The organism is Bartonella sp. AC158YNML (assembly GCF_042196725.1).
In the GTDB taxonomy this organism is placed as follows: Bacteria; Pseudomonadota; Alphaproteobacteria; order Rhizobiales; family Rhizobiaceae; genus Bartonella.
The window spans coordinates 103125-121846 of sequence record NZ_JBHIQU010000004.1; the positions used below are offsets into that span (position 1 = coordinate 103125).

At 34.8% G+C, this 18722-nt stretch carries 11 protein-coding genes and 1 tRNA gene; 3 read left to right on the forward strand and 9 right to left on the reverse strand.

What is annotated here, in order from left to right; all coding sequences use genetic code 11:
• Window positions 1-5 precede the first annotated feature (5 nt).
• Both ACFIM1_RS03710 and ilvC read left to right on the forward strand, forming a co-directional pair.
• Entirely contained in the window at window positions 6-740 is a 735-nt protein-coding gene (locus ACFIM1_RS03710; protein ID WP_375606997.1) for a pyridoxine 5'-phosphate synthase, read from the forward strand.
• Between the two features lie 1287 nt (window positions 741-2027).
• The gene (gene ilvC / locus ACFIM1_RS03715) at window positions 2028-3047 is read left to right on the forward strand and encodes a ketol-acid reductoisomerase (RefSeq protein ID WP_375606998.1); all 1020 of its coding nucleotides are present in this window, start codon (window positions 2028-2030) and stop codon (window positions 3045-3047) included.
• A gap of 115 nt (window positions 3048-3162) precedes the next feature.
• Here ilvC and ACFIM1_RS03720 read toward each other — a convergent pair whose 3' ends face one another.
• From ACFIM1_RS03720 to ACFIM1_RS03740, 5 genes are all read right to left on the reverse strand, one after another.
• Complete coding sequence (locus ACFIM1_RS03720; protein WP_375609283.1) at window positions 3163-4554, reverse strand: amino acid permease; 1392 nt, start codon at window positions 4552-4554, stop codon at window positions 3163-3165.
• A gap of 941 nt (window positions 4555-5495) precedes the next feature.
• A complete protein-coding gene (locus ACFIM1_RS03725) occupies window positions 5496-6896 on the reverse strand; it encodes an amino acid permease (protein ID WP_375609284.1) in 1401 nt (466 codons plus the stop codon).
• Between the two features lie 759 nt (window positions 6897-7655).
• Window positions 7656-8288, reverse strand: a complete 633-nt coding sequence (locus ACFIM1_RS03730) for a LysE family translocator (protein ID WP_375609285.1) — start codon at window positions 8286-8288, stop codon at window positions 7656-7658.
• Complete coding sequence (locus ACFIM1_RS03735; protein ID WP_375609286.1) at window positions 8285-8893, reverse strand: fumarylacetoacetate hydrolase family protein; 609 nt, start codon at window positions 8891-8893, stop codon at window positions 8285-8287. Before ACFIM1_RS03735 ends, ACFIM1_RS03730 begins: the two co-directional genes overlap by 4 nt.
• Window positions 8894-9182: 289 nt before the next feature.
• Window positions 9183-10757: a TerC family protein gene (locus ACFIM1_RS03740; protein WP_375609287.1), complete on the reverse strand. Its 1575-nt coding sequence runs from the start codon at window positions 10755-10757 to the stop codon at window positions 9183-9185.
• Between the two features lie 436 nt (window positions 10758-11193).
• Here ACFIM1_RS03740 and ACFIM1_RS03745 point away from each other — a divergent pair.
• A tRNA-Lys gene (locus ACFIM1_RS03745) sits at window positions 11194-11269 on the forward strand.
• A 1638-nt stretch (window positions 11270-12907) separates the two neighbouring features.
• On the opposite strand, the gene ACFIM1_RS03750 is transcribed toward ACFIM1_RS03745, so the two are convergent.
• From ACFIM1_RS03750 to ACFIM1_RS03765, 4 genes are all read right to left on the reverse strand, one after another.
• Window positions 12908-13858, reverse strand: a complete 951-nt coding sequence (locus tag ACFIM1_RS03750; RefSeq protein ID WP_375608266.1) for a YbhN family protein — start codon at window positions 13856-13858, stop codon at window positions 12908-12910.
• A 24-nt stretch (window positions 13859-13882) separates the two neighbouring features.
• Window positions 13883-15625, reverse strand: a complete 1743-nt coding sequence (gene ybaL / locus ACFIM1_RS03755) for a YbaL family putative K(+) efflux transporter (RefSeq protein WP_375608267.1) — start codon at window positions 15623-15625, stop codon at window positions 13883-13885.
• 98 nt (window positions 15626-15723) lie between these two features.
• A complete protein-coding gene (secD, locus tag ACFIM1_RS03760) occupies window positions 15724-18237 on the reverse strand; it encodes a protein translocase subunit SecD (protein WP_375609288.1) in 2514 nt (837 codons plus the stop codon).
• A 91-nt stretch (window positions 18238-18328) separates the two neighbouring features.
• Window positions 18329-18706: a hypothetical protein gene (locus ACFIM1_RS03765; RefSeq protein WP_375608269.1), complete on the reverse strand. Its 378-nt coding sequence runs from the start codon at window positions 18704-18706 to the stop codon at window positions 18329-18331.
• Window positions 18707-18722 lie beyond the last annotated feature (16 nt).

An 18722-nucleotide genomic window follows, 5' to 3' on the forward strand; every position in this document is an offset into this window, starting at 1 on the left:
TGGGCATGGCGGTAAAACTTTCGGTTAATCTTAATGCTGTTGCTGTTTTGCGTAATCGACGTAATCTTCCGTGGCCAAGTATAACAAATATTGGGCATATAGCGCTTGCTGCTGGAGCAGCAGGTTTGACGGTTCATCCACGCCCTGATGAAAGGCATATTCGTTTTGCGGATTTGTCAGATATATACTGTTTAATAAAGAACAATTTTCCTACGGCTGAGTTTAATATTGAAGGTTATCCAAGTGATCAATTTTTGGATATCGCTGAAAATTATGCGGACCAGATTACCCTTGTTCCTGATGATCCAGATCAGTCAACGTCTGATCATGGGTGGAATTTTGCTCATGATGCAGAATTTTTAGCACCTATTATTCAGAATTTAAAAAAAAGAAAGATTCGTGTATCCCTTTTTGCTAATCCTGCTGTCGATGGTCTTGATATTGCTAAAGCAATGGGTGCTGATCGTGTGGAATTTTACACGGGACCTTATGGTGGTGAATTTCAGGATAAAACAAAACAAGATCAAGAGCTCAATAAACTTGTTTTAGCAGCAAGAAGAGCTAAAGAGTTGCAGTTAGGTATGAATGCTGGGCATGATCTGACACTTATGAACCTTCCTGCTCTGGTCAAAAGTATTCCTTGGCTTGATGAGGTTTCTATTGGCCATGGGCTTATTGCTGATGCATTAGAGTATGGAATGCATGATACTGTTCAGCGTTTTATCCGGTTATTATCGTAATCTTTGTTTCTCTATAAAATTGGGAAAAAATTTTTATAAAGCTTTATCAATTTATCTAAAAAAACAATTTTATATATGTTGAGATAAATAGCACTATTAGCATACATTATAAAATATTCTATTTTCCTCTGTTTATTAGTAGCTTTCTATTTTTTGTGTTTTTTAGAGTATGAAATGCTTTTTATATACCATCCATTATGAGGAAATTTTACCAAATCTACTTACTATAATTTTTTCGAAGGAATATAGTTTTTTAGAGTATTTTTCTTATAAGGGATTGGCGAAGAAATTTAAATGGATCAGTGCACAAAATTTATTGAGCGTCATAAGGTGTTTGAGAGATATCTTTTAATATGTTTGAGCTTATTTCACAGTGTTACTTGTGAAAAGTGTAACGTAAAACCTCTTATGCATCACCATTTTACGTCATAAAGATATAAGTTATCGTCTTCATTTTTGGGCTCGTTTAATGTTGCGGCAGCTTTTGCCATGCGATGGTTCATAAGACATATTCACATGCAATTCTGCTTGTGACGCGCAAGGGGGATGATTTCATCGAACAGATTTAAAGTCACAAAATGCTTTTTATGAATAGGCTCAATGTAATATGAGCTATTGCAATATTGGGAGCGAGAAAATAGAATGATGATATCAACTTGTAACTTTATAAAGTAAAGGGGGGCGTGTACGATAAATCTTAGATTATTATAGAGGACTATTGAAAAGAGTTCGAGCGCATTAAGAATTTTTTAATAAGCGCATGAATGAATAACACAATGGCATTCTGTTTTGCGTGAGAGGCGTGGTTATTAAAGAATGTAACAAGTAAAAGCGTCTTCTCTATTATTCTAAAGATATTGCTGTGTATGCTTTTGAAGGTTGTACTAAAACAATACTTGTTATTTTGTAATTTTTCTTGCTATCTATATTGATTTGGTTCATGTTAAAAATTGTGTGTTGTATCTTAATTTTTAGAATATAGCGTTTTGTTGCACGATAAAAGAGTAGAATATTAGCTAAATTTTCTTTAGAAATCTTATTTTGTGTAATTATTGTTTTTGTAGAATAGCAGTTGAAGTTTATTTGGGGATCCGTATATGTTTTAGGAATGTTTGGGGACTACAGTTTTTTCTATGCAATATGTAAACTTTAAAATTATTCAATTGTTGTGTTCTTATAAGCGGTGTTTTTTGTCTTTATAAGTGTGTGATGCACTGTAGATAATGTTTCTTATTGAATAAAAGTAATCTGAAATCCAGTTTAAATAGAGAAAGAAGGAATTTTTTTATGCGTGTTTATTATGATCGTGATGCGGATGTTAATCTCATTAAAGGGAAAAAAGTAGCCATTGTTGGTTATGGTTCTCAAGGGCGTGCGCATGCTTTAAATTTGAAAGATTCCGGTGTCCAAAATGTGCAAATAGCTTTGCGTCCAGGGTCGGAAACAGTTAAAAAAGCCATGGCTGATGGTTTTAAAGTGGTGAGTGTTGCTGAAGCAGCAAAATGGGCAGATCTCATCATGATGGCAACGCCAGATGAATTGCAAGCTGATATTTATAAGGAACATATTCATGATCATTTACACGATGGGGCAGCGATTGCTTTTGCGCATGGTTTGAGCATTCATTTTGGCTTGATTGAACCTAAAAAAAACGTTGATATTGTGATGATTGCTCCTAAAGGTCCAGGGCATACAGTTCGTCATGAATACCAACGGGGTTGTGGTGTTCCTTGCTTAATAGCGGTGGCGCAAGATGCTTCAGGGCATGCTCATAATGTAGCATTATCTTATGCATGTGGTCTTGGTGGTGGACGTGCTGGGGTGATTGAAACAACTTTTAAAGAAGAATGTGAAACTGATCTTTTTGGTGAACAAGCGGTTCTCTGTGGAGGTCTTGTTGAATTGATTCGAGCTGGTTATGAAACATTAACGGAAGCAGGTTATGCACCAGAAATGGCTTATTTTGAGTGTTTACATGAAGTGAAACTGATTGTTGATCTCATGTATGAAGGGGGCATTGCAAATATGAATTATTCGATCTCTAATACAGCTGAATGGGGTGAATATATCTCTGGTCCACGTGTGATTACGGATAAAACCAGAGCAGAAATGAAACGTATATTGAAAGATATTCAAACGGGTAAATTTACATCGAATTGGATTCAAGAATATAAGGCTGGTGCTGCTCATTTTAAAAGTATGCGGCGTTTAAATGATAATCATCCTATTGAAGAAGTTGGTAAAAAACTTCGTTCTATGATGCCTTGGATAAAATCTAACGCTTTGGTTGATAAAGAGCGTAATTGAAGCTTTTACAGAGATATTTGATCAATAGCTTTTATAATTTTATAGATAAATATCAAAAAAAGGGTAACTTTAGTTACCCTTTTTTATATGTTTTTGGCAACATAAGCTTTATTTTTTAATTTTTTGCATAATTCTTTCTTCCAAAAAGAAAGTATACAATCCCTAAAAATATAAACCACGCTGGAGTATATTTTAAAGCTATGGCAGTGTCAGCTTCTAATGACAATAAATAAATAATGAATGTAAAGAAAATAAGAAGCGCCCAACACATAACAACACCTCCTGGCATTTTATAAGGAGAAACAGTATGTTGGAGAGGACGATTGCGACGATAGACGATATAGCTGATCAAAATGATAGACCATACAAATATAAACAAAGTTGCGGCAATTGTCGTAACAATTGTAAAAGCAGCTATGAGTGTTTGAGATAACGATACAACGGCATAACCAAATAAGATGCATAAACATGAAAAAAATAATGCATTGGCTGGAACGTGGTTACGAGAAAGTTTTCCTAAAAACTTAGGAGCACCTTTTTGTGTTGCTAGCCCATATATCATACGGCTGGTAGAAAAAATTCCACTATTTGCTGAAGATGCGGCAGCTGTGAGGACAACAAAGTTCATCAAACCTGCAGCAGTTGGAATACCAATAAGTGCATACATTGTTACAAATGGGCTTTTTTCTGGACTGATTTGATCCCACGGCGTTACAGACATAATCACAAGAAGAGAGAATATATAAAAGAATACAATGCGGATTGGTATTGAATTAACAGCCTGTGGTAAAGCTTTTTGAGGCTCTTTTACTTCAGCAGCAGCTGTTCCAGCGAGTTCAATGCCAACAAAAGCAAAAATAACAATTTGAAATCCAGCAAAAAAGCCTGTAATTCCTCGCGGAAAAATATTCCCACCGTTCCATATATGGCTAAGAGAAGCAACCGTACCGTTTGGAGAGACAAAACCGGTAAAGATCATATAAAATCCTACAACGATTAGGACTAGAATTGCTACGATTTTGATAAAGCCAAACCAAAACTCAAGTTCGCCAAATAGTTTTACTGCGACGAGGTTAAGAATTAAAAAGGACATAAGACCAATTATAACAGGAATCCACGGATTGAGTTCAGGCCACCAAAAGTGTGTATAAGTGACAATGGCAATAATTTCAGCAGTTCCAGTGACAATCCAACACAACCAATATGTCCAGCCGATAAAGAATCCGGCACATGGCCCTAGAAGATCGGTTGAGAAATCAATAAAAGATCGGTATTGTGTATTAGAAAGCAATAACTCTCCCATAGCACGCATGACAAAGTATAGAGCACAACCAATAATTGCATAAACGAGTAGAATCGAAGGCCCTGCTACACTGATTGTTTTTCCTGATCCCATGAAGAGACCTGTTCCAATCGCTCCACCAAGGGCTATAAGTTGTATGTGTCGGTTATGTAGTCCACGTTGCAATTTCTTCTTAGGTTTTTTTTCTAAATTTTGTTTATTCATTTTTGGGAGGTTCCCTTTAGTTATTTTAAGATAAAATTACCCTAAAAAAGGTAATCCCTTCTATCGAAACATGATATAGCTAGGGAGTAAAGGAATATTTTTTGCAATTCCATGTGAATAAAGAAAAAATATTACAAATTAATGATATAATTATTTTATAAAATCATTAACATAATATAAATTTAGTATAAAATTTTAATTTTTGATGATTTATACATAGTAAAAGCTATTATATATTATGAAATAATTATTTTTATATTATTAATTTAATTTATTTATATTAAATAATATATTAATGATTTATATATTTTATATTTAAATTAATTATTTATAAAATTTTTATTTTAAATAAAAATATAGTTATTTTAAAATACTTTAACTTTTTTAATAAAATTAAATATATCTGTATAATAAATTTGAAAAATAATAATTAAAAGTTATTCTACATAAAAAATATTTTCATATAATCTTTTTTATTGTAGATAATTGTTGGGATATATTCTATTTAGAGCTGTATTTTTAATTTTGAGAAAAAGTTGAATGCAAACTTTGTTTTTCTGATGTTTTAGATAAAGTTTAAATGCTTGAGGAATAAACAATGTAAGTGAAGTTTATAGAGAATTCTTTGCAAATCGCTTACGTCTTATCCTTATTATGCCGTAAAACACCGTTGTTTAGAGTGGTGATATGAGGCATGATAAGCTTTAGATATTAAGTGTTTTTAGATATTGTGACCCGTATTCAGGGTAGGGCTTGCCCGTGGATCCTATGAAGTAAACTGCATGAGTGGTTATCAGGTGAAATCCGCCGAGAGAAGCTGGACTGTTGACAGACCAGAGGCTGGTGGGAATCCTCCTCCTTTGAGGTGTGGGGAGGAGGTCAAGCGCGAAAAAAGGATAACTTTAGTTACCCTTTTTTGAGATGTTTTTTATGTACAAATTTTATTTATTATTTTGAGATGCGTATTTTCTTACGAACATGAAATACATTATACCTAAGAAAATAAACCAGACTATACTATATTTAAAGGCTATTAGAGTATCAGGTTCTAATGTCAATAAATAAAGCATGAAAGCAAAGAAAACTAAAATGATCCCACACATGATAACACCTCCTGGCATCTTATAGATGGATTCAGCGTGTAGATGAGGGCGATTGCGACGATACACAATATAGCTAATCAAAATGACAGACCATACAAATAAAAATGCAATAGCCGAAATGCTCGTTACAATTGTAAAAGCACTTATAAGGCTTGGAGAGAGTGAGGCAATTGTATATCCTATTAAAATACATAAGCAAGAAAAGAATAGAGCGTTGGCTGGAACATGGTATTTAGAAAGTTTACCTAAAATTGGAGGAGCACCTTTTTGTGTTGCAAGTCCATATATCATACGGCTGGTAGAAAAAATACCACTATTTGCTGAAGAGGCAGCTGAGGTGAGAACAACAAAATTTACCAAGCCAGCAGCTATTGGAATGCCTGCAAGCCAAAACATCGAGACAAAGGGGCTTTTATCTGGAACAATTTGATCCCAAGGTGTGACAGACATAATTACAGCGAGAGAAAAAATGTAAAAGAGTACAATACGGACTGGTATTGCATTAATTGCTTTGGGGAGAACTTTTCTAGGTTCTTTGACTTCAGCAGCAGTTGTTCCAGCAATTTCTATGCCAACAAAAGAAAAAATGGCAATTTGAAATCCAGCAAAAAATCCTGTCATTCCTCGTGGGAAGATATTTCCATCGTTCCATACGTGATTGAGTGAAGCAACCGTACCATTGGGAGAAGTAAATCCTGTAGCGATCATATAAAAACCAACAATAATTAATGCTAAAATTGCTACGACTTTAATAAGACCAAACCAAAACTCAAGCTCACCAAATAGTTTTACGGCAAAGAGGTTAAAGATTAAAAAGACACTAATACAAGCAAAAACAGTAAACCATGGATTGAGTGTTGGCCACCAAAAGTTCATATAAGTGATGATGGCAATAATATCAGCAGCTCCCGTTACAACCCAGCTTAACCAATAGCTCCAGCCAACAAAGAAAGCGATTCCCGGTCCTAGCATATCGGTTGAAAAATCAATAAGAGATCGGTATTGAGAATTAGAAAGCAATAATTCTCCCATAGCGCGCATGACAAAGTATAGAGCAAAACCGATAATAGCATAAACGAGTATGATGGAAGGACCTGCTACACTAATTGTTTTTCCTGATCCCATGAAGAGACCTGTTCCAATCGCCCCTCCAATGGCTATAAGTTGTACATGTCGGTTGTGTAGCCCACGCTGCAATCCATCGTGAGAATTATCTTTTAAATTTTGTTTGTAGTCCATTTTTTGGGAGTTCCCTTTAATTATTTTGAGATTAAATTACACTGAAAAAACATTATTTTGTATCGAAGCATGATATAAATGAGGTGTAAAGGAAAAAAACGTTTTTTATGATTTTGTGTGGATAAAGAAAAGAATATAGTTTTGAAAAAAGAGAATATTTTCATCTTAAATAAAGTAACAGATATTTGAATATGGAGTTTTTTGCTATTTTGATAACAAATTATAGATGATTTTTAAAACTATTTCAGAAAGTTATCAGAAGTTTTTATGGTTTTCTAAAATTTATTATTTTAATCAGTATGTTATTTGTTTTTATTGGGATAAGGGGAGTTTTAATTTTTGCTCAAATAGCGCTAGACAGTTGTCATTTGAGTTTAGGAAAAATTCTTTAATGATAGAAAATTTAAATGATTTCTAAAATCATTTTTCTATTTTTATGGTGCTATCATAAGTGAGAAGGAATTACTTTTGTTTCACAAAGGAAAAGAGGAATCTCATAGTTTTTTCTTTTAAAGTGGTGAATAAGATGTTCCTTTAGATATTGATAACACTTGATAAAATGTTGCGAGGAATTCGCATTCTTTATACAAAACGTCTTTATGCTATGATACTGAAATGCAGCGTAATTCAATTCTTCAGAGAAAATGAGAAAGAACTGGTGGTTTTATAAGTTCTGTTAGAGATTGGAATATTAATAGCGATAAAGAGAATCATAAAAAGATTGATCTGTTAGCTTTGCAATTTGTTATCGAAATAACATTATCCAAAGAAAATGAAAAAAGAAAATAGAGATAAAACTGTTCCTGTCGCAATATTAATGTATCCTTTTATTTTTTTCTTTTTTAAAGTGGCGCTTGCGAATGATATAAAAATGGTCATTAAAGTAAACCATGTAAAGATGTTGAAGGAATGTATCGTTACAAGTTCAAAGCCTTTTTTAATGCTACCGCCAGAAGCTAAGAATTTTGGAAAGGCTGCTATGTAAAATATTGATACTTTGGGATTTAGTATTTGTGTCAAAAAACCATCCATATAGCTGGTAAAAAGCTTTGTTGTACCGACAATGCTTTTTTCATCTGTTGATATTTTTTCTTTTGAATTTAAGCTGTGTATTCCAGATTTAATCGATTTAAAGCCCATATATAATAAATAGCAGCTTCCCATGAGTTTTACTAAAAGAAAGAGCGTTTTGTTGTTGAGAATGAGTGCTGATACCCCTAATATGGAAAATGCTCCATGCGCATATGTTGCTGTACATAACCCTAAAACGTTCATAAATGCTTTCTTTTTCCCCAATCTCGTTGCATTATCGATGATAAGGGCCATGTTCGGTCCTGGGGAGATGACTAAAAAAAATGAAACAATGAAAAAGGTTAGTATTTGATGACTCATTCTACTTTTAGCTCTGAGATTAATTGAGCTTCAAGATATAATTCTATTCTGTCAAATTTAGAGAGTTTTCCTACGCCCTGTGGAGTGCCTGTGTATATGATATCACCACGCCTTAGCTGAATGTAGTGACTTAAAAATGATATTATTTTCTCAAAGCTAAAGATCATATCTTTCGTATTGCCAACTTGCCTCGTTTCGCCATTTAACTTCATTGTAAAGGTTATTGGGTTGTTTATTTTTTCTTTGTTTATGAAGTCAGAGACGTATGCCGCTCCTTTAAATCCTTTAGATAAAAGCCAAGGAAGCTTTTTTTCTTTCAGTTTTGTTTGCAAGTCTCTTGCGGTAATATCAAGACCTATTGCTACGGCATCATAGCATTCTTCTGCTTCTTTCTCTGTGACCATGAAAGTGTCCTTTGAGATTCTGAGCACAATTTCAGTTTCAAAATGGATTTCTTTAGAAAAATTAGGAAGATAAATTTCATGACCTAAAATGAGAGAACTATTTGGTTTGCTAAAGATAACAGGTTCATCTTCAACAAGATTGCCCATTTCATGAGCATGTTCAACATAATTGAGTCCAACACAGTAAATGTCATTTATCATATCAGATCTCCCAGTTTTTCATTTTTCTTTGTATATACAACAGATTGATTTCAATAATAATTTGGCATTATTCATACTGAATAGGAATCTTGAATAGTTTAAGAAGCTCTCATTCCAAATTATCAATGAAAACTTTTTTGCACTGAAAATTCGTTGATAACTTAACTCTTGTACATTCATTATTTCACGCTTAAAAAAATATGACAATACAATTAAGTCATCAACTGCCTATTTTTTTACTTTCTAATTATAAGAAAAATCCTTTTATTTACCTTATTTATTAAAAGAATTAGAATTCGTTTTTTTCTGGTAACGCAAGTGGAGAAATAAGGACTTTAGATATGTTCCGGCGTTCCATTTCGATAACTTTAAAGCGTAAACCATCCGTTTCAAAATTTTCCCCCTCATTCGGTAAATGACCAAATTGCCAAAGCATAAAGCCTGCCAGAGTCGTATAACGATCTGCTTCATCAACAAGATTACGCCCAAGATAACCACTTAAACGCCGGATATCAGCATACCCCTCTACAAGAAGACTTCCATTTTCAAGTTGTTCTGCGATCATGAGTTCTTCATCGTCATCAGGAAAGTCACCTGCAATAGCTTCAAGAATATCGGTTGGTGTTGCAATCCCTTCAAAAGACCCGTGCTCATCAACAATAATTGCAAGCTGAATCGAAGAATGACGTAATTGCTCCATCAATCGTAAAACACTTGTATTTTCATGAACAACAAGGGGCTCTCGCATCGCTTTTTTCCAATTAATCTTTTTTCCCTCAGCCAAATTCAAAAGAAGATCTTTTGTCAATGCAACGCCAACAAATTCATCCACTTTTTCACGCGCGAGAATTAAACGGCTATGTTTAACTTTTTGTAATTCTTCACGCATTTCATTTTCATCAGCATTTAAATCTAACCACTCAATCTCATTACGTGGCGACATAATAGAGCGAACAGGACGATCAGCTAAATCGAGAACGCCACGAATCATCTCTTTTTCTTCTGGTCTAAATAACTCAGAAGCTGCGGCCTGTTCAGCAATAACATCTACAGTCTCAGCAAGATTACTATCTTTGCTTCCTCCTCCTAAGAGCCTCAAAACAGCATCTGCTGTTCTACTACGTAGATCATTCGTTTTAATCATTTTTTCACGGTTACGACGTCCAATTTGATTAAAAGCTTCGATGAGAACAGAAAAACCAATAGCAGCATACAAATACCCTTTTGGAATATGAAAACCGAATCCTTCAACAATAAGCGTAAAACCAATCATCATCAAAAAACCAAGGCAAAGGATGACAATAGTGGGATGACGATTAATAAAACGCATAAGAGGGCCAGATCCGCACATCATTACTGCCATAGCAGCAATCACTGCGATATACATAACTGCTGCCTGCTCTTTTGCAATCATACCTGTTGCGGTAATAATACTATCTAGTGAAAAAACAGCATCCAGCACTACTATTTGAATAATTACTTGCCAAAAAACAGCATAAGCAACGCCTGTTTTTCTTTCATGTGATACTCCTTCTAATCTTTCATGGAGTTCTAAGGTTCCCTTTGCCAGCAAAAAAGCTCCACCACCAATTAAAATAAAGCTATGCCAACTAAAGACAAAAGATGAAAGTGAAAGAATTACCGTGTCCAGCCTCATAACCCATCCAATAACTGTAAGAAGGAAAAGCCGCATCATTAATGCTAAAGTAAGACCTATAAAGCGTGCACGGTCACGCAAATGCAGAGGCAATTTTTCAGCTAAAATTGCAATAAAGATAAGGTTATCTATTCCTAAAACAATTTCGAGAAAAACCAACGTGATCAAACCAAACCACGCATGCGGATCAGCGATCCATTCCATCATTTCTTACCTTTTAAAAGCTTAAAAGCACGCGATTGACAAAAAAAATCCATGGGCTTTTATTTGTATATTGAATCATGAACATTGAATGCAAAAAAACTGATACTCAAAGAAAAAAATAGCAAACTATTGCTTAAATGCATATGAGTATTGATAAAACAAAATGATGCTCCAACTCGCCTACAACCACAAGAAGGTTCCTCTAAATTTTGCTCGGGCATTATGCTCGATGATCCTCCAACTATAGGTTTTGTATAACAATCAGAACATTTATTATAGAGCTTCTTATAATGGGTTTATTTTTATATAAGATCAAGTGGTGAATATCATATTTTTAATCTTGCGGACAATGAGGCTATATAAAAAACAACAAAATATCTAGACATCCACTCTTAGGAGCGTTATAGAAACGCTCATTCTCATTTTTTGAGAAACTTATGGGTGATTAGCTCAGTCGGTAGAGCAGCTGACTCTTAATCAGCGGGTCGTGGGTTCGATCCCCTCATCACCCACCATTTGGTTTTATACCATAAATAACTTATTGATTGCGTATTTTTTTAGGATATTCAATAAAATTTAAGAGTAGGATTTCCCCATATGCAGTTGTTTAAGGGTAGTTTGTTGATATAGCTTGTCATCATTTTATATTTTAACATTCGCTTTTGGACCAATTTATTTTTTTAAAGAGAGCTTAAAAATCCTTTGATGTGTCTTAATTTTTTAGAAATCGCAATTGGTGAGGAGAAGTTTCTTATCAACAATTGTATTATTTAAAGAATTATAAGAAAACTGTTCTCATTTCTTTTAATATAAAGTGACTAAAAGTTTTTTGGAGTTCTGGCCTATTGTTTAAAAACAGAACAATCTTTCTCTTTTAGTTGTGCAAGTAGGTAACGTAGATATTGTCTGATAATTCTCGCACTTAAACAAAAAATTTCTGTAATAATCATTGGTACTCTAATAGTCGGATCAAGGTCAACAAAGTGTTTAGCGGTCCAGTACAAGAATAAAATCAGGTCAGTTTAACGGATCAACAGTAATATCTGCTAAACGACAGAAAATAAGCTTTCATGAGGCTTCAAGTTTTAAAATATTAAACTGTTCAGTTACTCCTGTTAAAGCTTAATTGTTAAAAATATAGATATTGAAAAATCCGCTAAAATTATATAATACATTGATTTATAATAATTAATTATTCTTCTTTTGAATAAGATACTTTAATATCGTAGGCTTATTTTATTTCAGTCTCTTTATAGTCAATCAATTAAAATTATTCATTTTTTGTACTTCATAAGTGGGATAAGGGTAGGGATAAAGACTATTGAAGAAAAGAATGTAAATGTCTTTTATTAAGGTTTTCAAGTGTTAAAAGGTGCCATAAAATTGGAAGTGAGAAATAGTATAATTGTGCTGGCTTTCTCTTTTATTGAGCATAAAGATGGTGGTGCATAATGGCTTTACTATCGTGCCATTTACGGGGGGGTATCATGTAATGGTGGTGATGAGCGCTGAGAGAGGTTTCTTAAAAAAAGCGTGTGAATTGGCAACGAGATGATATCTTGTTCCTTGTGAGAGGCGTGATTCTATTAAAAAACGCGATGAATACAAAGTGTGATACGGTATGTGTACACATTATATTTCTGTATTTTTCAGAGATGAAAATTTCGTAAAAATTTTTTCTAGATTTTTGTATGATCATTTAGGGGAACTTATTGAGGGTTATTGAAGTGTTCTTGCTCATCATGCGTTCTCTTTTTCAAACAATAAAATGAAGTTATTTTCAGATAAAGCTTTTTAATTTTGCGTCTTTTTTTCTGCAAAAAGTTTTGCAATCATGTGCTTTATCCAACATAAAAATCGATTACACGATGAAATAGCTGCTTTAATATTCAAGATTAAATGTTAATTGAAGGTTATAGCAATGATTGTTTTTCTATACGGATATATATTTTTAAGTTTATGAGAGCTTTTTTGAAGAAAAATATTTTTATGTTTTTCGTAGAGCAAGATTCTTATAAAGAATGCACTCAAAATTTCAATGTAAAAAAGATAAATATAAATAATGACTGTTTAATCCACATATACAATTGAACTTAGCATGACTATATCATTGATATGAACAGCAAAAAAAATCATTGATAGTTTTTATTTATTCAGGTGGTGTTTTTAGGGGGACTTTTCCAGTATTGTTGCACTTCAAAAATGGCAACCACAAATAATGAAATGATGAGCGGTATGATCAAATAAAGTATTCTGAAGACAATAAGGGCTGCGATAACATCGGTTGGATTTATATTGGGCATGCCTGTTATGAAGAGAGCTTCAAGAACGCCTACTCCTCCTGCGGGAGCATTGGAGAGAAGAGTGATCGTAAAAGATGCTAGAAAAACACCAAGAACAGAGATAAAATGGATATCTGCATTGTTTGGAAGAACAGCATATATAATTCCTGCTGCTCCTAAAAGCTCTAAGGGGCTAATGAGAAGTTGTTGAATAACAATTTTTAGCCGTGGATAGGAAAGTTGAATTTTTTTGCTTAAGCGTAAGGGTTTCAACTGAAGCCAGCTGCCAAACGTATAAAGTGCTATACAGCTGAGTAAAATTGCTCCAACCGTTGTTCCCAACCATTCAGGAAGTTCTTCATGAATAAGGGTGATAATTTCGGGTTGCAAAACTAAAACGATTCCCAAAAGTAAGATTGTGCCGATGACAAAAGTAAAAGAGCAAAAACCTACTAATATTGCGATTTCTGTTCCATTTAATCCTTTCATTTTATAGGCACGATAGCGCACGACAGCACCAGAAAAAACTGAAGCGCCAATATTATGTGAAAGTGCATAGGTCGTAAATGAACATATAGCGATAAAAATCCAAGAAATTTTATGGCCCAGATGTTGTAAGGCAATCCGATCATATCCAGCAAGAGCAGCATAAGCTAGGAGAGAACATAAACAGGCTAATAACCAATGCTGTGCATTTAAATTGCTCAAGCGTTCCAATACATCTCCAAACGAAATGGCAGAGAGCTTTATATAAAGAATCCGAATAGATATCAGCATTGCTAAGATACCAATTAATGGCCATATAAATTGCTTTATTTTCACGCGTCTTTATCCATTTTCTGTTTTTTATAAATTTTCATGATTGAGCACATTCTTTACAGAGCTTTGTTCCGTTATATGCTCTATAATGCCATTTGCAATTTCTTCATCATCCGTTACTACAACATCAGCACCTAAATCAACGAGATAAGCTGTTTCTGTATCGGATAATGCATGCGTAATTATCTGGATATCCTTCTTCATATCACGTATATTCACTATACATTCTCCTACTTCAATGGTACTTCGCATTGTAATAACAACTTTGTGTGCGCTATTTATATTTGCTGCGGTCATTGTTTCTTGTTGAATGATATTGCCACAAATAGCCTCAAAGCCATCTGCAATTGCTTTATCAGAGAGGCGTTTTGATTCTTCTACGATCACTATAGGTTTCCCTCTGTTTATTAAAGATAATGCAACACACTTACCGATACGACTATAGCCAATAATTACGATATGGTTGTTTTTTAAGGTTATCGGTAAAAAATCTTGATCAGGATCTTTGGGATCAATATCAATAATTGTTTGGGTATTTTGTGAAGATGCAGACAATTTTTCTAGATGCTTTTTAATTTTGTTACAGACCATGAAAACAAGAGGATTGAGTAAAATAGAAAAAATTGCTCCTCCAAGAATTAAATCATGGGCGTCATTGTTTAAAAGTCCTAAGCTTAAACTTAAACCAGCAAGGATAAAGGAAAATTCTCCGATTTGGGCAAGGCTTGCAGAAATAGTCAAAGCCGTTGCATTAGAATAGCGAAAAGCTTTAACGATAAAAAAGGTAACAGCAGATTTTCCGATTACAATAATGAATAAGGTTGCTAAGAGTTGAAAAAAATGAGTCAAGAGTTTCTCTGGGTCAAATAACATACCTACAGAAACAAAAAAGAGAACAGAAAAAGCATCGCGCAGTGGTAAAGATTCTTCAGCAGCACGGTGACTTAACTCTGATTCGCTCATAACCATACCAGCAAAAAAAGCACCAAGAGAAAGAGAAACACCAAATAAATGAGCGGCTCCAAAAGCTACTCCTAATGCAATAGCAAAGACGCTAAGACGAAATAATTCACGTGATCCCGATTGTGCACTCATTTTTAGAAGCCATGGGATAACGCGTCGTCCAATGACAAGCATAAGTGCGATAAATACAATTACTTTCAGGATGGTAAGACCAAAAATACCCCAAATACTTAAATCTAACCATTGAACAAGAGGATCCAACGCTTCTTTTTTTGTATTGCTGAGGGCACTTGCCAAGGAAGGTATGAGAACAAGTATAAGGACCATTGCTAAATCCTCAATAATCAACCATCCAACGGCAATGCGTCCTTTTTCTGTTTCAATAAGATGACGCTCTTGCAAAGCACGTAGAAGGATAACCGTACTTGCTATGGATAAAGCAAGACCAAAGATCAAACTACCGCTGAAGCCCCATCCCATAATCAGACCAAGGCACAAGCCTAGAAAAGTAGAAAATGCCATTTGTGCAATAGCAGCGGGGACAGCAATAGCTTTGACAGATAAAAGGTCTTTTAATGAAAAGTGTAGCCCAACACCAAACATTAGCAAAATAATACCAATTTCAGCCAGTTGATTAATAATAACGGAATCTATTTTAAATCCACCTGTATTGGGCCCCACAATAACACCCGCTAATAAATAGCCTACAAGTGGTGAAATACGCAAACGGCTAGCAATCATTCCCAAGAGAAATGCTAAACATAAGCCTGCAACAATAGTTGTGATAAGTGGTGTGTCGTGGAGCATGGATTATTTACTATTCTTGATCAAAAAGCGAATGAATGAAAATGACTATATTTCTATGAGAAGAGAAGTGTAATGTATCATATGTATTAAAGGCATTCTCATTTCACTTTAATATTGGCACGGTTATTTCGTTTATGCCACCAATTTCCTAGTAGGAGTAAAATAGGAGCAGCAATAAAAATAGAGGATGATGTTGCAATAATAATTCCAAAGACCATGGGTAATGCAAAATTATGAACAGCATTTCCACCCCATATCGCCATGGGAAGCATAGCAAGAATCGTTGTAGTTGATGTAAAAAGACACCGTACAAGAACCTGATTAATCGACATATCAATCAGTTCGCGCAAAGGCATTTTTTTATAAAGACGCATATTTTCACGCATCCTATCATAGACGACAACCTTATCATTTATGGAATATCCAACAATTGTTAAGAGCGCAGCAATGGCTGTTAAATTAAAATCAAATTGAAATAAAGCAAAAAAGCCAATCATTTTTGTGGTGTCTAGAATGAGTGTGACAATGGCTCCAATGGCAAAGAACCATTCGAAGCGGAACCATATGTAGAGAGACATGGCAATAGCCGCAAGAATAACGGCAGTAAAAGCAGCTGTGGCAAGCTCGCCTGAAATTTTGGGGCCAACAACTTCTATTTGATCGAATATGGTATCGGGATAGATATTTTGTACAACTGTTTTGACTTTATCAATGGCGATGGTTTGTTGTGCTTCGCTACCACTTTGTTTCTGCATGCGAATTAATACGCTGTTTTCGTTATCAATATTTTGCAAGGTAATTTCACCAATATTAAGAGTAGAAAGCTTAGAACGCAGAGTGGCTAAGTCTGCTGGTGTTTTCGTGGTAATACTCATTTGGCTGCCGCCAATGAAATCAATTCCGAAATTTAAGCCAGGCTTAAAAAAGAGAAAAACTGAAGCCATTGATAAAATAATTGAGACGCCAATACCAATGAAGCGTGCTTTCATAAAGTGGAAAGTTGTGTTTTGTGGGAGAATGTTGAAAGCAGAATGAATATGCAGTTTTTTAATTTTCCATTTACGAACAATCCAAATCATGATGATGCGGACAATGGTGATATTTGTAAACATGGAGATAATAATACCAAGTAACATTGTTACAGCAAAACCACGAACTGGACCTGTGCCAAACCAAAATAGTAAAACAGTGGCTATAATGGCTGTAACATTTGCATCAACAATGGTTGCAAAAGCTTGTTTAAATCCACGATCTAGAGCTGCAAAAGCACTCACGCCTTTTCGACTTTCTTCACGAATACGTTCATTGATGAGAATATTGGCATCAACGGCAATACCGATACCTAAGATAATACCAGCAATACCGGGCAGCGTAAGCGTAGCTCCAAGGAGACTTAGTGCAGCAAATGTTAAAATCGTATGGAGGGCTAGTGCTATATTCGCAATGAGTCCCCAAATGCGGTAGAGAAGAAAAATAAAAATTGCAACGAGAATAAAGCCAATTATGCCGGTATAAAGCCCCATTTGGATGGCATCAGCGCCAAGATTTGGACCTACGGTTCTTTCTTCAATGACGGTGAGTGGTGCGGGGAGGGAACCAGCGCGGAGCAGAGCAGCCAGAGTTGAGGCTTCTTTGGGGTCAAAGTTTCCTGTAATTTGACCTTGTCCATTGGGAATAACACTATTGATGGTAGGAGCGGTTAAAACCTTATTATCAAGAACAATGGCAAAAGGACGGTTAATATTTTGTCGTGTTATATCGGCAAATATTTTTGCACCAGCCGAATCTAGAGTAAATGAAATCATAGAACGTCCTGGCAATTGTGGATCAAAACCAGCACGGGCATCTTTCAGGACATTTCCATCTAAAGCAATTTGATCATAAATTGCATAGCGTTGCGTTTCATCAGTATATCCAGGAAGAATCGAAACACCTATCGGTGGATTGTTGGGATCCACATTAGAAGGAACAAGATGAAAACTCATTTTGGCAGTTGTTCCTAAAAGATCACGTAATTGTTTTGGATCTTGTAAACCAGGCAATTGGACCATAATACGGTCATTTCCGACCTTTTGGATGGCTGGTTCTGAAACACCAACTTGATCTATACGGCGCCGGATGATTTCTAAGCTTTGTTCAATAGCATTGCTTATACGGTCTTTTATACCAGCTTCCGTTAATGTGATACGAAACATTTCATTTTGAGCACTGATCGTGATGTTATGTTCTGTCGTGCCAAAGCTACTGTGTATGGGGGTTATTAATGTTTTCAAAGCAGAGAGTGCTTTTTCAGTTTGTGAGGGATCAGAAATAAGCGCGACAACGCTATCTTCAACGATACGCACATTTGATGTACGGATTTGTTTTTCACGCAATACATTGCGCACATTGCTTAAAACGATGTGTAATTGATCGCGTTTTAACGTTTTGCTATCAACCTCGAGCAGAAGAGAAGAGCCTCCTTGAAGATCAAGACCAAGTGCCACACGGGTATTGGGTAAAAATTTCGAGTTGTTAACTTGTTCGTGTGAAAATAAATTGGGTAAGGCAACATAAATGCTGCTTAAAAGGATAAAGCAATAAAGGGTAGTTAACCAACCAGGTGTACGCATGATATATTCCGCTAATAGGCAATCTAACAGTTATTCAAAGTTAAAAGCACAAATAAAATAAGATAATCTTTTTATAATTCAAGGAAGAGGATTAGGTGTGTTCATTGGGAGGAGCGCGTTTATTTGAGAAATATTGTGTTTGAAAGTTACAAGGTTGTGTAACAATAGCTGGAATCTTTATTAAAAAGAAATCCAGTGTTAGGATTGTTTGAAAGGTCCTGATAAAAATAGATTCTGTATGGAGTGGTGCAGTTTTTTTGTTTTCAGTTGTTGTAACATTCAATTGATCACACTTATTTTGTAAATCAAACTTATTCATTTTAATAATATTATTGGTGTGTGATTGTTTGATTAAGTAAGCACGCATTCCTAGGTTATCTGTCAAGAATACACCCAAACTGGATAGAAAAATCCAAGTTATCAAAGGAAGAAAATTTTCTTTTTTGTAATATAGGTACAAAAAAAGCATGCTAGAGTGCCTTCTT

Coding starts and splice junctions, on each gene's coding strand:
- ACFIM1_RS03765 (WP_375608269.1), bottom strand. CDS start 18,706: ATGCTTTTTTTGTACCTATATTACAAAAAAGAAAATTTTCTTCCTTTG.
- ybaL (WP_375608267.1), bottom strand. CDS start 15,625: ATGCTCCACGACACACCACTTATCACAACTATTGTTGCAGGCTTATGT.
- ACFIM1_RS03735 (WP_375609286.1), bottom strand. CDS start 8,893: ATGATAAATGACATTTACTGTGTTGGACTCAATTATGTTGAACATGCT.
- ACFIM1_RS03740 (WP_375609287.1), bottom strand. CDS start 10,757: ATGATGGAATGGATCGCTGATCCGCATGCGTGGTTTGGTTTGATCACG.
- ilvC (WP_375606998.1), top strand. CDS start 2,028: ATGCGTGTTTATTATGATCGTGATGCGGATGTTAATCTCATTAAAGGG.
- secD (WP_375609288.1), bottom strand. CDS start 18,237: ATGCGTACACCTGGTTGGTTAACTACCCTTTATTGCTTTATCCTTTTA.
- ACFIM1_RS03710 (WP_375606997.1), top strand. CDS start 6: ATGGCGGTAAAACTTTCGGTTAATCTTAATGCTGTTGCTGTTTTGCGT.
- ACFIM1_RS03725 (WP_375609284.1), bottom strand. CDS start 6,896: ATGGACTACAAACAAAATTTAAAAGATAATTCTCACGATGGATTGCAG.
- ACFIM1_RS03730 (WP_375609285.1), bottom strand. CDS start 8,288: ATGAGTCATCAAATACTAACCTTTTTCATTGTTTCATTTTTTTTAGTC.
- ACFIM1_RS03720 (WP_375609283.1), bottom strand. CDS start 4,554: ATGAATAAACAAAATTTAGAAAAAAAACCTAAGAAGAAATTGCAACGT.